Annotated in this window: 11 protein-coding genes and 2 pseudogenes; 4 read left to right on the top strand and 9 right to left on the bottom strand. The window is 30.9% G+C overall.

Going from position 1 to position 14,778, the window contains the following annotated elements:
- Positions 1-35: 35 nt before the first annotated feature.
- From yhaM to xdrA, 6 genes are all read right to left on the bottom strand, one after another.
- Positions 36-977, bottom strand: coding sequence for a 3'-5' exoribonuclease YhaM (gene yhaM, locus KA900_RS13950; protein WP_096809016.1), 942 nt, complete (start codon positions 975-977; stop codon positions 36-38).
- Positions 977-3,910, bottom strand: a complete 2,934-nt coding sequence (locus KA900_RS13945) for an ATP-binding protein (protein WP_210139769.1) — start codon at positions 3,908-3,910, stop codon at positions 977-979. Before KA900_RS13945 ends, yhaM begins: the two co-directional genes overlap by 1 nt.
- Before the next feature lies 1 nt (position 3,911).
- Positions 3,912-5,096, bottom strand: coding sequence for a metallophosphoesterase family protein (locus KA900_RS13940; protein WP_210139768.1), 1,185 nt, complete (start codon positions 5,094-5,096; stop codon positions 3,912-3,914).
- 350 nt (positions 5,097-5,446) lie between these two features.
- Positions 5,447-5,791 (bottom strand): YlbF/YmcA family competence regulator, encoded by a 345-nt coding sequence (locus tag KA900_RS13935; RefSeq protein WP_017723169.1) that lies wholly within the window; start codon positions 5,789-5,791, stop codon positions 5,447-5,449.
- Positions 5,792-5,860: 69 nt separating this feature from the next.
- Positions 5,861-6,991: a DUF445 domain-containing protein gene (locus KA900_RS13930; RefSeq protein WP_096809011.1), complete on the bottom strand. Its 1,131-nt coding sequence runs from the start codon at positions 6,989-6,991 to the stop codon at positions 5,861-5,863.
- 622 nt (positions 6,992-7,613) lie between these two features.
- Positions 7,614-8,078: an XRE family transcriptional regulator XdrA gene (xdrA, locus tag KA900_RS13925; RefSeq protein WP_096809009.1), complete on the bottom strand. Its 465-nt coding sequence runs from the start codon at positions 8,076-8,078 to the stop codon at positions 7,614-7,616.
- A gap of 415 nt (positions 8,079-8,493) precedes the next feature.
- On the opposite strand from xdrA, the gene purU reads away from it, so the two are divergent.
- The 4 genes and pseudogenes from purU to KA900_RS13905 all read left to right on the top strand — a co-directional run bounded on the left by purU (position 8,494) and on the right by KA900_RS13905 (position 10,935).
- A complete protein-coding gene (purU, locus tag KA900_RS13920) occupies positions 8,494-9,345 on the top strand; it encodes a formyltetrahydrofolate deformylase (RefSeq protein ID WP_096809007.1) in 852 nt (283 codons plus the stop codon).
- A gap of 382 nt (positions 9,346-9,727) precedes the next feature.
- Positions 9,728-9,981 (top strand): annotated as a pseudogene (locus KA900_RS13915) (pyruvate formate lyase family protein); the annotation flags it as partial.
- Positions 9,970-10,418 (top strand): annotated as a pseudogene (locus tag KA900_RS13910) (4Fe-4S cluster-binding domain-containing protein); the annotation flags it as partial. The pseudogenes KA900_RS13915 and KA900_RS13910, both read left to right, overlap by 12 nt.
- A gap of 202 nt (positions 10,419-10,620) precedes the next feature.
- A complete protein-coding gene (locus tag KA900_RS13905; protein WP_232165146.1) occupies positions 10,621-10,935 on the top strand; it encodes a hypothetical protein in 315 nt (104 codons plus the stop codon).
- A 402-nt stretch (positions 10,936-11,337) separates the two neighbouring features.
- Here KA900_RS13905 and KA900_RS13900 read toward each other — a convergent pair whose 3' ends face one another.
- The 3 genes from KA900_RS13900 to KA900_RS13890 all read right to left on the bottom strand — a co-directional run bounded on the left by KA900_RS13900 (position 11,338) and on the right by KA900_RS13890 (position 14,662).
- Positions 11,338-12,621, bottom strand: a complete 1,284-nt coding sequence (locus tag KA900_RS13900) for a dicarboxylate/amino acid:cation symporter (protein ID WP_103373119.1) — start codon at positions 12,619-12,621, stop codon at positions 11,338-11,340.
- A gap of 286 nt (positions 12,622-12,907) precedes the next feature.
- A complete protein-coding gene (locus KA900_RS13895; protein WP_103373120.1) occupies positions 12,908-13,531 on the bottom strand; it encodes a response regulator in 624 nt (207 codons plus the stop codon).
- A gap of 21 nt (positions 13,532-13,552) precedes the next feature.
- Positions 13,553-14,662, bottom strand: a complete 1,110-nt coding sequence (locus KA900_RS13890; RefSeq protein ID WP_103373121.1) for a GAF domain-containing sensor histidine kinase — start codon at positions 14,660-14,662, stop codon at positions 13,553-13,555.
- Positions 14,663-14,778 lie beyond the last annotated feature (116 nt).

Raw genomic sequence — 14,778 nt, 5'->3', positions numbered from 1 at the left:
CAAACACTTATATACTGTATTAAGTTTCTTGTGTTCTAATCCAAAGAAGTTGGATTGTAAAATTGTCTACCTTCTAGCCCAAAGATACGCTCAGTGAATTGCCCTTTAGGTGTTTTCTTATAAGCTTTTTCAAACATATTCATTTTAGCATCAATGTTATCAATAAAGAATAATATTTCAGCTTCTTTCATATGAGGTAGCTTCGGTGATCCAAATTCCATTTTACCATGATGAGCTAATATCATATGTCGCAGTAACAATACTTCCTCGCCGTTTATATCTAACTCTCTAGCTGCGTCTGCTACTTCATCACTAGCAATTGATATATGACCAAGTAAATTACCTTCTACTGTATATGTTGTCGCTACTGGCCCACTCAATTCTTTAACTTTACCCAAATCATGTAAAATAATTGAACTATATAATAAGCTACGATTTAGAAGAGGATATATGTCACAAATAGATTTTGCAACACGCAACATAGTTAATACATGGTAGCTTAAACCACTTGAAAAGTTATGGTGATGTGAACTTGCTGCTGGAAATGTGAAGAATTCACTTTGGTATTTACGTAACAAATGACGCGTTATACGTTGTAAATTAGCATTTTCAATTTCTAACATATAATGCGATATTTCTTCTTTAATCTCATCTGGCGTTAATGGCGCACCATCAACAAAATCGTGTATTTTTAAGTCCTCTTCTTCTGAAGCTAACTTAATTTTATTTATTTTCATTTGTTTGCGTCCACGATAATTTATGACATCACCAATAACATGCACAATTTTTTCTGGTTCTAAAACACGCATATCTTCTTTAGTTGCTGTCCATAATTTTGCTTCAATATCCCCACTTTTATCTTGTAAATATATGGTCATATAATCTTTTCCTTGGGCTGTCACACCTTGTGTCGCCTTATGAATCAAGAAATAGTGATCAACTGAATCTCCAGGGTTTAATTTTTCTACATTTCTCATTATTTACCGCCTTCCTCGAGTTTATTCAATGTAATAATTTGTTTTGAAGGCACACTTGTATCTTTCACACATGTAAAGAATAAAATTTGATAACTTTTTGGCATTTGTCTTAAATAGTTCATCATTGTTTCTTTTCTAGATTTATCAAAATGTACAAAGGCATCATCTATAATTATTGGGAATGGATAATAAGGTTTTAAGGTTTTAATTAAACTTAAACGCAATGCGATATATAGTATTTCTTTAGTAGATTGACTTAATTCGATTGGTTCATACATTTGACCGTTTACCTGTTTTACCATTAAATTTTCATTCGCATATGTGACTTGTACATAATTTCTATTTGTTAAATGTGCAAAGATCTCTGTCGCTTCATTTATTACTTGTGGTAAACGTTTATCTTTAATTTGTTTAATGTGACCATTCACTAAAGATTGTAAGTAGCTAAGACTTGCCCAATCTTTCGCTTCATCATTCACTTTATTTTTAAGAATATAGAACTTATGACGTAAATCCGCTAATGTTTTATCTGTTTCCATCTCCGTAATTTTAGCATTTAAATCACTAACTTCCGCTTGCCTTTCTAAATATTGGTCATTATAATCATTGACTTGAGTTTCTAATACTTCGTCTTCATCAGATAATTGAGCAAATGTTTTTTGGCTCAATCTAGAACTTACATCGTAATTGTAATTTTGGTTTTCTAGATATTTCGTCAAATCATTAAAACGATTTAATCGTTGATGATATGCTTGATATTGAGCATGATGATTATAATAAGATTCTTCATCATATGCATTTACAAAATCAAATAATTGTGTGATAACCTTATTATTTTCATTTAAGCGATGATTCAGCTGAGTTAATTCGCTCTCTAGTAAATCAATTTTCTCTTTATTTCTATTCCATTTCTCTAAATTATTAGTTTCTTCTTTCAACCATTGATTTATATCATGGAATAAAGATAATTCATTAAAATAAGTAAATTGATTTTGAGTCACTTCTTTTGCATGCGCATAAAATGCATCTAAATCTTGTTGTAATTGGTATTTTTGTTCAATAAGTTCCGCAATATGATTGGCGTAATCTTTTATTTTATTCATCGTTGCAATACTATCAATGATAAGTTCATCTGAGATTTTATCCGAGAGGTATAAATCAGATTTAACCTGATTGATTGCATTTTGTGCGTTTGAATATTGTTTTTGTGCTTGTTCTAAAGTAGCAGTTAAATAGTCCGATTTTTTGGCTAAAGCCTCTTTCATTTTAATTGAACTATGAAATTGTTCACGTATTCTATGTTGATCATCTAGGTCAAAATCCAAATCATACTTTGCTTCTAAATCATTAATTTGATGTTGTAAATCTTCGATTTCATTTGAGAACGTTTCACTGTGCCCTATTTCTTTAGATTTAACCAGGAATATACCAATAATAAACACAACGGATAATACTGCAAACACAATACCAAAAATGAGATTAGCTGAAATAAATGAAAATATGGTTAATCCAATACCAATAACTGTCAACATAATTAATGCCAAACGGAACATATTTTGTTTCTGTTCATTTTCTTGTTGTTCTTTATCAAATGCTTCTTTCATTTTTTGATAAAGATTATTTTTCTCCTGTAATTCGAAAACACGGTTATTATATTGCTTTTTCTTTTCATAATTTTCATCAGAAACTATATCTGTTTCTAAAGCATCCATCTCTGCTTGGTTTGTTTCTTTATCGATTTTATTTTCTTCAATATTACGCTCTAATTGTTGAATGAATGCTGTTTGTTCTTGTTTATGCTTAATTTGGTTACTAACATGACTTTTCATCGCTTCTGAACTATCTACTTCATGATGCACCTCTTGCCAACCAATATTAGATTTCAAACCTGTTTGTTCGCGTTCTTTATCTTGAATTTCTTTTTTAATAGATTTCAATTCATATTCTTTTTGCTTAATTTCATTTTCTTGCTGATATATATGATTAAAGGCATCCAAATCATTTTGTTTAGGCACATTAATTTTTTCATTTTCGTCTTTTAAATGTGTTAACCTTTCTTCTCTTAAACCGATATCTCTTTTTAAATTTTGTGTTTGAATTTTAGCAGATTCATATCGATCAATACCTTGTTCAGGAAACACAATTGGTTCAATATTCAACTGTTTCTCTAGTGCCTTCCACTCTTGTGTTTGCTCGTGTAAGGCTAATTCCTTTTGTTTGCGGTCATGCATCTTTGATAATTGGTTTAAATTTTGTTTTATATTTTCTAAGCGTCTATCAGCTTTATCTTTATCATCTACGAGACGTTTATATGTTGATAATTTTTCTTCTTCTTCACGAATTTGACGCTCCAAAGATTTCAATTCTTCTAATTGTTGATTAATAATCGGATTACGACCATTTTTCTTATACAACAATTCTTTTTTATCGCTCAAAATTTCACACATACTGGTAAATTCTGTAGACCCTAAAGCACCAGCTTGTAATAAGTAATTTTGTAATTGTTTTTCATCCATATTTTTATGGATATCTTGAAGGCCTAATACATCAAATGAAAATATACCTTGGTATGTACGTTTAGAAATAAAATTCAATGCTTTTTTCAACCAGTGTTCATCTTTGATAGCGCCATTTGGCAGATAAACTTTTACATCCCCAGTCGCTGTACCTTTTACACGTTCAACCTCAACTAATGAACCATCCTCTTGAATTAACGTAAGCTTGCCACCATATTGATTACCTAAGCGCGGCTCTAATCTCGGTTCATTTTCTTTTTTTGTTGGAAAACCAAACAGGATGGAATGTATAAATGCTTGAATAGTAGATTTACCTGATTCATTTTCTCCATAAATTTCAGTAAAATACTCATCAAATTCAATGGTTCTTTGAATAAATCTACCATAACCATAAATCTCTAATGATTTAATCTTCACATTATTCACCCCTCATATCTGACTTTAATAACAGTTCAGCGCGCGCTATTAATTCACGGCGATCAAAGTTATCATAATTTTCTAGGTATTTTGAAGCTTTTGGATTGAGATACAAATCATTCATAGCCGCTTCATAAACAGCATGGTCATCAATTAAATCAGGTGAAAATTCCTTTAAAAGCGTTGTTTTATTATCATCTTTATTTTTTATCTTTAAATCTTCTATAAATACAAAATGGTGTTCGTTTTCTTCGTAATCACTAATCATTTCTTGTACTTGTAATTTATCTTGATCTGAAATAATTTCATCTGAATTCACATTTACCACTAATTGATAAATCGCTTTGCCTTTTGTTCTAACTTGTGATTTAAAATCTTGTATGGCATCAAACAAACCTTGCTTCGTAGTCATATCAGTATCTATTTCAGCTTTTTCAAAACGAATAAATTGTGTTGATACAAATTGAGCATTGAGATTTAAATCGTCTCCCTCCACTAAAAGACAACCTTTTTCTCCAGTTTCTTTAAAATGACGGCCTTGTATATTACCAGGATAATGGATTGGAGGCATATCACTTAATTGCTGGCGTTCATGTATATGGCCGAGTGCCCAATAGTGATAGAGTTTATTGTTTAAATCTTCTAATCTAAATTCAGTATAACGATTATTTGTATTCGTTTTACTATATGTGCCATGTAATATTCCAATATGAATACCTTTTTGACCTTGACTTGAAGGGTAAGCATCTAATTTATTTTCATAACTAGCTTCATTTTGATAGCTAAACCCATGTAAATAAATTTCTTCGCCATTTTTAGTAATCGTTTGATAAGTTTCCACATTTTCGGAAAATATCGAAACATTCTCCGGCCATTCAGTACCTATGGATGAGGAAAGTGGATCATGATTACCATGACATACATAAACAAAGATTTGCTCTTTAGCTAACCGGTTAAATTGTTCTTTCAGGAATACTTCTGCACGTAGCGTTCTGTTATGGTGATCAAACAAATCACCAGCAATAACTATAAAATCTACTTCTTCGTTTAATGCTAAATCCACTATTTTTTTAAAACTTTCGTAAGCACTTTTTTGCATATCTTCAAATATTGATTGACTTAAATAGCTTCTTGATTTAAATGGACTATCTAAATGTAAATCTGCACAATGAATAAATTTAACCATAAATTAAAGTTCTCCTTTATTTAAAGGTTTTATTATAAAATGCATGTAAGACTATGTATTAATTTTGAGATAACAAACTCATGATTAAAAATCTATGCATGCCAATATCTTGTATCTTTATATTTTACCACAGAGTCTATTGCACAGTCGATAAAACGAAAGAGGCTGAGGCACAAATATATGCCTCAGCCTTGAATATATTATTGGCAAAAGTTAGTTGAATTGAAATCACACTTAATCAAGCTTGTTTCAATGCTTATCTATCGTTAATGCCAGAAGCAGAACAACAAAATCTATAAAATATGAGGATTTCTGTCCCACGCCCAAATTAATTTTCTGATTAAAAAATATTAATCAGCGTAGATTTCATCTAAAGGTTTAACAATAATTTGGTTGATTTCTTGGAATACTTGGCTCATATTTTGCTCAGCGGCCATTAATTCTGAAATATTAGAATCGTTTTCGATTTTTTGAGCCTGTTCTTGTGCTTTTTGCAGCTCTTCTTCACCGATTTCTTCACCTTGCATTTGTTTTTGTTGGAAATTTAATTGTGTTTCACGGAACTCATCAAATAAATCCTTTGATTCTTGATTTTCTTTAACTTTTGCGTAAGCATTTTGGATAGCTTGGTATTCATCACTTTCTCTTAATGCTTGCTCTAATTGGTTTGCATGATCGTATAAATTTACTGCCACTGTGCTTCACTCCTTTATTTGTATATGTGTTATAACCACATCGATATTACAATAACATAATTTAATATGTTATACAAAAATTGCAATTACCCCTTGAAGTAAACCGATAATACCACCTAATAAAAATCCTAATAGCATAATTAATTTTAATTCTTTGTTAGCGATATCAATAATTAACCTTTCGATGTAAGCTAGATCAAATGAATTGATTTGTTCTTCTACCATTTGTCTAAGATTAATTTTTTTCATAATTGGAGAAATATATTTAGAACCTTTTTCAATAATAAGGTCTGTAAGCGTTTGTGAAACTTTTTTCTCTAAAAATACAATAAAATCAGGCATTAAATGATGAAGGGGTTGGTTCACTTTATTATTTATGTTTGCATAACTAATCACTAAGTCAACGACTGTTGACTTAAATGAATTAAATTGTTCTTCATTTACTATTTCAGTTAACTTTTTTGTTTTAAAAGTTTCATATTCATTGTCAATAATCTGCTTTGCAATTGCTTTTGCTTTAGGATGATTTGTGAGCCTAATCAACTCGTGTTGTATACGATCTGCGATGCTTTCTTTCGTCATAAACATTTGTAATAATCCAACAATTTTTCCCTTTTCATTAAAAAAAGTATCTAGCATTGATGATATATCTGAAGCACCTTTTTCAGATTTTAAGTAAATGCGTGCACGTTCAAATAGTAAATCGGGTACAAGTTCTATTTTTTGGTCCATGTTTAATTCGATATCATCGGGAATTATTTGTTTAATTGGTGTTTCCTTATGGTCATTATAGTATTGATTTAATTGATTAGATATAACTGTGTCCATCTGGCTATTCGTTAATTGAGCTGCATCAATATCAAAATGCTTAGCTAATGATTGGATTGTTACGCCATCATATTTTAATTTGTGTATTTGTTTTAAAAATAATTCTTCGATAGCTTCTCTTGATTTCGGTGCGTTTAATTTTGACTTAATTAATGTTTCAGTTAATAAATGTTCTTCAATAACTTGACCTATTTTATCAGCTATTTCTCCCCTTCTCTTGGGTATTAACCCAGGCGTAAAAGGTACACGTTTATTAAATATATAATACGTTTTAAATGGATGGAATAGCATCCTTACCGCAATCATATTGGTAACTCCACCTATCAATGCGCCAATAATCATCATAAATATAATTATTAAAAAAGCGTGCATAGTTCATTCTCCTTCATATACAATTAGTTTAAAAACTGAAGGTAATTATATATCAGTCATTTTTATATTGTATAACATAAATAGTACATATGTGTAGCATATGCGTTAATTTCTCAAATGAAATTTTATTGTCCATAACCATTTATTTCATTAAAACACTAAGTTATAGTTCCATTTTGTTTATATTAAATTTAAAAATAAAAAAGAGCGATTTAGAAATCAAAAATTTTATTGATCCCAATTTATCGCTCTGGCGTTGCTGTATATTTTTTAAACTTGGTACGAAGCAATTTAGTGAACAGTTGTTGATTTCCCGAGTGGGACAAAGCACCACTTTGAAAATTTTTTATTTCATCTCATTATGAATGACTATAAAAAGGATATAAACGTTAAAACGCTTGTATAAGCACTATATCAGCCTTTATAAACGAAGACATCGTTTATAAAAACTTAAAATAAGTGGGTAATATCTCTAGTTCCCTACTGTAAATATAATAAATAATTCTAAAATCAATTGATGTACCAGTTTTTATCAATTTTAGTGACTAAACCATTCATATACAATTAAACCATGTTACATAATTATATAAATAATGATTCTCCTATCACAAAATAGATTCACTTATACGTGCATTAATTCTTCTTTAGATACTCTACCGAAATATGTCTCCGCTTCTCTTAATTTAGAAGTTCCAAATATAGGTTGAGTTTCTTGGTTTAGCACGCGGTAGATATCACTTACTTTATTACTTTGTAAAATATATCCGTTACGAGTATCAACTGTACTCCAGTAAATATCACTCGTTGTAGAATGGTTAGGGTATGCACAATGATTACGGGAAATTGTTTGAACCATTTCTAATGGATCGCATCCAAAAGTACTATTTAGTACATCTGAATCTCTAAACAATGCACAAATTGACACGCATGTTGTCCAGTTTGGCAATACTCTCTCTTTTTCAATTTGTACTAATGTCTTTTTTGAAAGACCGATTGTCTGTGCCATTGTATCTTGCGTGTAACCCGCTTCAATACGCACCATTTTAAATTTTGTTTGAATTAAATCTGTAAAACTTTGTCTATCCATTACTTTAATCTACCTTTCATAAAAGAATATTTTATCCGGACACAAGAAATTGCAATAATACACGCTTCTTGAAACACAAATTACATCTTAATACAATTCTCAAAAAAATAAAAGAGTGAAATGATATTTTCATTGTTTTTTGTTATTTGCGCAATTATCAAAATAATCAATCTTATATCCTATAATAAATTTAAACACTTATATCACTTTAGTTGTAAGCGCATAATAAGTAGGAAATGTGATTATTTTTTTTACTTATTACCCTTTTGATATAAAAACACTATTTACAATTATATCTTATTTTTCTCTTTTTAGCATATACTTTGTCTTGAAAATTTTCTTTAACAAAATTCATTTACATTATTCAGAATTTTCATTATAATCTGGGTTACTTAAAAAATCGAGGTGCTTAAAGATGACAGATAAATATATACTACTCGCAACCTGTTCAGATAAAGTGGGCATTACTGCATTAATTACAGATGTAATTGCTCAACACCAATCTAATATTTTGCATTTAGATCACTTTACAGAATATGATGATTCACAGAATGCTGAAGGTCAATTATATTTGAGATTAGAATTTGAAAAAATAGAATCATTAAAAGATGATTTAGAAAACACTTTAACTAAACATCAAATAAATTATAATTTATTTGATAACCAACATAAAACAAAAATTGGCCTTTTCGTTTCAAAGGAAGATCATGCCTTTAATGAAATACTATTGAGGGTCAATAGGAATGAGCTACCAGCAGAAATTGTTTGTGTGGTTAGTAATCACGAAAATAACAGACAATTTGCAGAGACATTAAATATACCTTTTTATTACGTACCAAACACTGAAGACAAAGAGGTTGTAGAAAATAAGATATTAAAAATTTGTTCTGAAAATCATGTAGAACTTATTGTATTAGCAAAATATATGCAGATTCTATCCGATCATTTTGTCAATCATTATCCAAATCAGATTATTAATATACACCATTCTTTCTTGCCTTCATTTATAGGCGCAAATCCTTATAAACAAGCATGGCATCGCGGTGTTAAACTTGTAGGCGCAACAAGTCATTATGTCACTTCTGATTTAGATGAAGGCCCTATTATTGACCAAGATGTAATACGTATTAATCATCGCTATAACGTACAAGATTTAAGAAAAATTGGCCGTCATGTTGAATCTAGCGTATTAGCACAAGCTGTAGAATATCATGTATTACACAAGGTCATCGTAACAGCAAATCATAAGACGGTTGTTTTCACTTAATCATTTAACGCTGTTAGCTTCAATATAAATCAATGCCTTTCATAATCAAGAAAGAGATGCTGAATTGATGGATCCCAAAAATTCAGTATCTCTTTTTATTATTTGCTTTGCCTCTGTTATATAACAGGGTTAAATTACACCATATGTGCGTTATTTTTCAATACAGATTCCTAAAGCTTTCAATTTCAGATTAAAATTATTCAAAAATATTGTAATTTTTTCAACAAACTAAATGATATAATTATTGTGAAGTATTTAACATATAATATGGAGATAGTCGCATGTTAAAAAAAACTACACAAAATCAACTGCATGATATAATTATAAACAAGGTCGCTGCAAGTGCCAAGTGAATGTTACAGAATATATCTAACTAAATTAGACATTATATACAGGTGGTGACCAATTTTTAGAAGGTCCTACTGAAGCAACAATGAAACTCTGGGATCAAGTCATGCAATTATCAAGAGAAGTGCGTGAACGCGGTGGAATGTGGGGTATAGATACAAAAGTACCATCAACAATTATCGTTCATGATGCCGGCTATCTAAATAAAGGTTTAGAGACTATTGTCGGTGTCCAAACTGAGAAACCATACGAATGCCACCAAAGGGTGGCATTCGTATGGTTAAAGCACATTTACGTTCAATTGAAAGTCTAGGCACGGTTGATGGCCTGGGACTGCGATATATTTTATTCACGCAAGGGTGTTTACTTAGATGTTTATACAGTCATAATCCAGATACTTGGACATAAAAAAATTTCACTAGAGAAGTCACCGTAGATGAAATGGTTAATGAAATAACGCCATTCAAACCATACTTTGATGCATATGGAGGCGGCGTTACAGTTAGTGGTGGCGAACCATTATTGCAAATAAAAATTCTTAACCACCCTATTCTAGTTATTAAAAGAACAAGATATTCATACATGTATCGATACATCAGCTGGTACAGCAAATGATACAGTGGCTTTTAATAAACATCTTGACGTATTTATTAGCGTATACTGATTTAGTTTTATTAGATATCAAACACATGGATAATGCTAAACATATAAATTTAACTGCAAAACTAACACACCTATATAAAGTTACTCAAAATGATAATGATATAAAAACATACTATTTGAACAGTAGAGAACAAAATCATCTTAATTACTTTGATTTCGTTCTCTGCTCTTTTTATAACGTCTAAAACATACAAATCTAAATAGAATTGTCTCTTGTTATGTATAATGATATATTGTTTAAAAAGGATTTGAGGAGGCATCATTTTGAACAATCCATCTTCAACAAAACTGATTTCTACATATGCGTCAATGAAATTTATTCAAGCTCAAATAATTCCAGGAATTTTGACATTATATAATGATAAGATCACTTTTAAAGCTAACGGTATTCTAGAAAATCATGAAATCAAAAGCTTGTTTTCCTTTGAAGAAATCCAAAATGTTAAATTTGGTTTATCTTTAACACCGTTTAGGCTAACGATTGTGGAGTCATATGGCGAGCCGTGGATATTTGATCAAGTCCCAAGAAAAGATGGTAAAAAGTTTGCAGAATTGTATAACGTACTTACTTCTCATTAACTAAAAATCTGTTTATGACATCTTTCTTGTAAAAGAATTCTTATGAAAATTTTTAAATTTCCATATTATCATTTATGATTTTCTATATTTTCAATTATTCGTATGTATAGATGGTAGCCAATTAGTTCGCATGCCAAATGACATCTTACTATTAATTATAACGACACTACTATCGAATAACTATAATAACCATAAATACCCCTCTCATCGACTAATTGGGATCGATAAGAGGGGTATTTCAGACATTACGATTAATCTCTTTAAAATTATATATACATGATGTGATATTCACAAACAAAATAATTATAGTAAAAATACAAATTGAATCATTGGTTGTTGACATATTAAATTTAAATAACATAAAACGTAATTGCTCTTTCTATCCCTATTAAAGGTCCTATATTAATTGTCACGTTTTGCAGCTAATTTCTTATCTTCTGATTTTGAAATGATAAGGGCGCAAGCTGCATCACCCGTAATATTGACTGAAGTTCTTGTCATATCTAATAATCTATCAATACCTAAGATAATACCAATTGCTGCTGGATTTAAGCCCACTGCATTTAATACCATAGCTAACATAATCAATCCAACGCCTGGCACACCTGCAGTACCAATGGACGCAACCACTGCAATAACAACAACTGTTATAATTTGCATCAACGACAAATCTACACCTGAAATTTGTGCAATGAATATGGTTGCTACACCTTGCATAATGGCCGTACCGTCCATATTGATTGTTGCTCCTAACGGTTGAACAAAAGAAGCTACTTCTGGTCGAACACCCATGTTTTTAGTACATTTTAGTGATACTGGTAAAGTGGCGGTAGAGCTAGATGCACTAAAACCTAATGTAATAGCTGGTAAAAACCCTTTAAAGAATCTCAGTGGACTAGTTTTGGCGATAAACTTAACTGCTGATCCATATACAACGAAGAAATGTATAAATAGTGCCAGGAGCACAATAAAGAAATACATGCCAAGTTGTTGAATCGCACCAAACCCAGCTCCCGTAAATGCATGTGCAACAAGCCCAAATGTACCGATTGGCGCAAATACACTCATAATCATAGTCACAATATACATTAAAACTTCATTAGTTTGTTCAAATAGCCGGTGTACCGCTTGAGCTTTGGAACCGACCATAATTAAACCAATCCCTATAAATATTGCAAATGTTATAATTTGCAACATATTTTCTTCACTCATGGCTTGTAATGGATTTTTAGGAAAAAGGTTAATCAATGTTTGATCAAATGTTTGATTAGCTGCAGAGCTTTGAGCATTATCTTCTTTATCTAATGTTTTTTGATAACTTGATACATCATCACTATTTAATAGATCTGATTTCCCTTCACCGGGTTGTAAAACTGAAGCTAAAACAATACCAATAATAATAGCGATAGCTGTCGTAGTTAAAAAGAAAGTAATTGTCTTTAACCCTATACCACCAAGTAATTTTGGGTCCCCTACACCGACTACACCTAATACGATCGAAACAAATACAACAGGTACGACTAGCATGAATATTAAATTTAAAAATATTTGACCAATGACATTAAAGACATACTTATCAACATTGACAACAAATCCTGATTGCGCAAACATATTAAAAATTGAGCCAATGGTTATGCCTAAAATAAGCGCTATCACGATTTTTAACGACAAGTTTTTGGTTTTCATAACAACATCCCCTTATTGTTTATTAGCTATATTATATAGTAAAATTATACATTTTAAAACAAAAGTAAATAGGAATGTTTAAAAAGATTAGAGCGCCTTGTGTTTTGATTAGACTATTACTTTAGAAATTTACGCCCAACTTATGTATTAGCCCTAAATATAGTCCTATTGCGATTTAATAAGATATAACAATAGGATTATATCATTCGTTTTCAAGCCTAACCCCTCTATCTAGTGGATAACAACATTTAAAAGCATAGCGTTCTGGCTTCCTTACTCAATGAGTTCATATAAGGTTGTTTTGCATTGCATAAATCGCAGCTTGCGTCCGATCACTCACTTGTAATTTAGCAAAAATATGACTAACATGTGTTTTAACTGTTTTTTCAGACACAAATAATGTTTCAGCAATTTCTTTATTTGTTTTTCCCTTTGCCATTTCAGTAAGGACTTCAGACTCTCGTTTTGATAGCTTATTGGTGTAATGTGGTTTATCGCTCATAGATTCAATGACACTTTGTGCTTGGGGATGAATAATTTTTTCGCCTGCTAATACGCTTTTAATTGTTTTGATCAATTGTTCTGGCTCAACATCTTTCATTTCATAACCATCAGCGCCCTTATCAATAGCAGAAATGACGTGTTCGTCATCTACATAGCTCGTTAATACTAGTATTTTCACATCAGGATATTTTTCTTTCATTATTTCTGTAATTTCAATACCATTCATAACTGGCATAACTAAATCTAACAAGACAATATCAGGCAAATCATGCGCTTCAATATATCTTAAAAAAGACTTACCATCTGAGAAGCCTTTCACAACTTCTATATCTTCTACTGTAGATAGTAGAAATTCTAAGCCTTGTCTTACTATATGGTGATCGTCTACTAAAATGATTCGATGCATCTTGACCTTCCTTTCGAAACTTTATAATGGTATTGTTATATAAATTTGCGTACCTTTGCTGGGTTGGGATTCAATCATTAATTTACCATTTATCTGCTTTGAGCGTTGCTTCATATTATTTATGCCATGAGAATGATATGAATTTGGATGAGTAGCGTCAAAACCTTTCCCAAAATCAACAATGGTAACGTACAGATAATCTAATTTTTGAATTAAGTTTAATTTAACTTGAGTAGTGTCACCATGTTTTTTAGTGTTATTGATTGCTTCTTGGACAATCCTGTAAACATTTTCTTCAATTAAATTAGGCAATTTAATTAAACCCTCTACTTTAACCAATAGCTCTAATTGTAACAATTCACTATATTGTTTTAGTGCATTAACTAAACCTTGTTCTAACCCAACAGGTTTTAATTGCCAAATTAACGCTCGCATTTCGTTGACAGCTTGTTGACTCGTATCTTCAATAACTTGAAAAGCTTTACGCGACACTTCTTCTTGCGTCATTCCTAGAGCAGCATGGGCTGTCAATTTCACAGAAAAAAGCATCTGATTAACTGAATCATGTAAGTCTCTAGCTAACCTATTACGTTCGCTTATGCGTGCAGCTTCTTTTTCTTGATTCGTTAAAAGGATTCTTTTTATAGCAGAACCAATTTGTAACGCAACAGACTCTAGTAATTCCAAATTTTCTTCACTATATCTTTTGGTATGTGGTGTTGCTACATTGAGTAAACCAAATTGTTCTTCACCTGATCTCAATGGCACTGTAGCATGATGTGTAACTCCATCTGTTTCTTCATGATAAGCGCGATTTGCTAAATTAATACGGGAGCAATTAATAATATTTGAAGCCTTTGTTAACTTTTTATTCTGATAAGCCTGTACGCACCAACAAGTACCTTCACGCATATACTGACAATTATTTTTTTCTAACGCACCAGGCAAATTGATATATGATACAAGCTCATGTTGACCTACTTCATCAATGAAGAAAATCCATCCTGTCGTAAATTCACTGCCATCAATTAATGATTTTAAAGCACCTTGTAACATACTATATGTTTCTGTTTCTTCATTTAAAAACTCAGCAATTTCTTTCAATAATGCTAATCTAGTCGGTTTTTCCATTTAACCAGTCCATTCTTTAACTTTAACAACCCTGTTTACATACATTATACAATCTTGTTAAGAAATTTAAAAATAGGTAAACAATTGTGTTTCATTTTAGATAATTAACAATAAAA

Source organism: Staphylococcus sp. GDY8P120P (genome assembly GCF_017892065.1).
Taxonomy (GTDB): Bacteria; Bacillota; Bacilli; order Staphylococcales; family Staphylococcaceae; genus Staphylococcus; species Staphylococcus nepalensis.
Note: the sequence above shows the minus strand (reverse complement) of the source record. Positions and strands in the feature narration are given on the sequence as shown.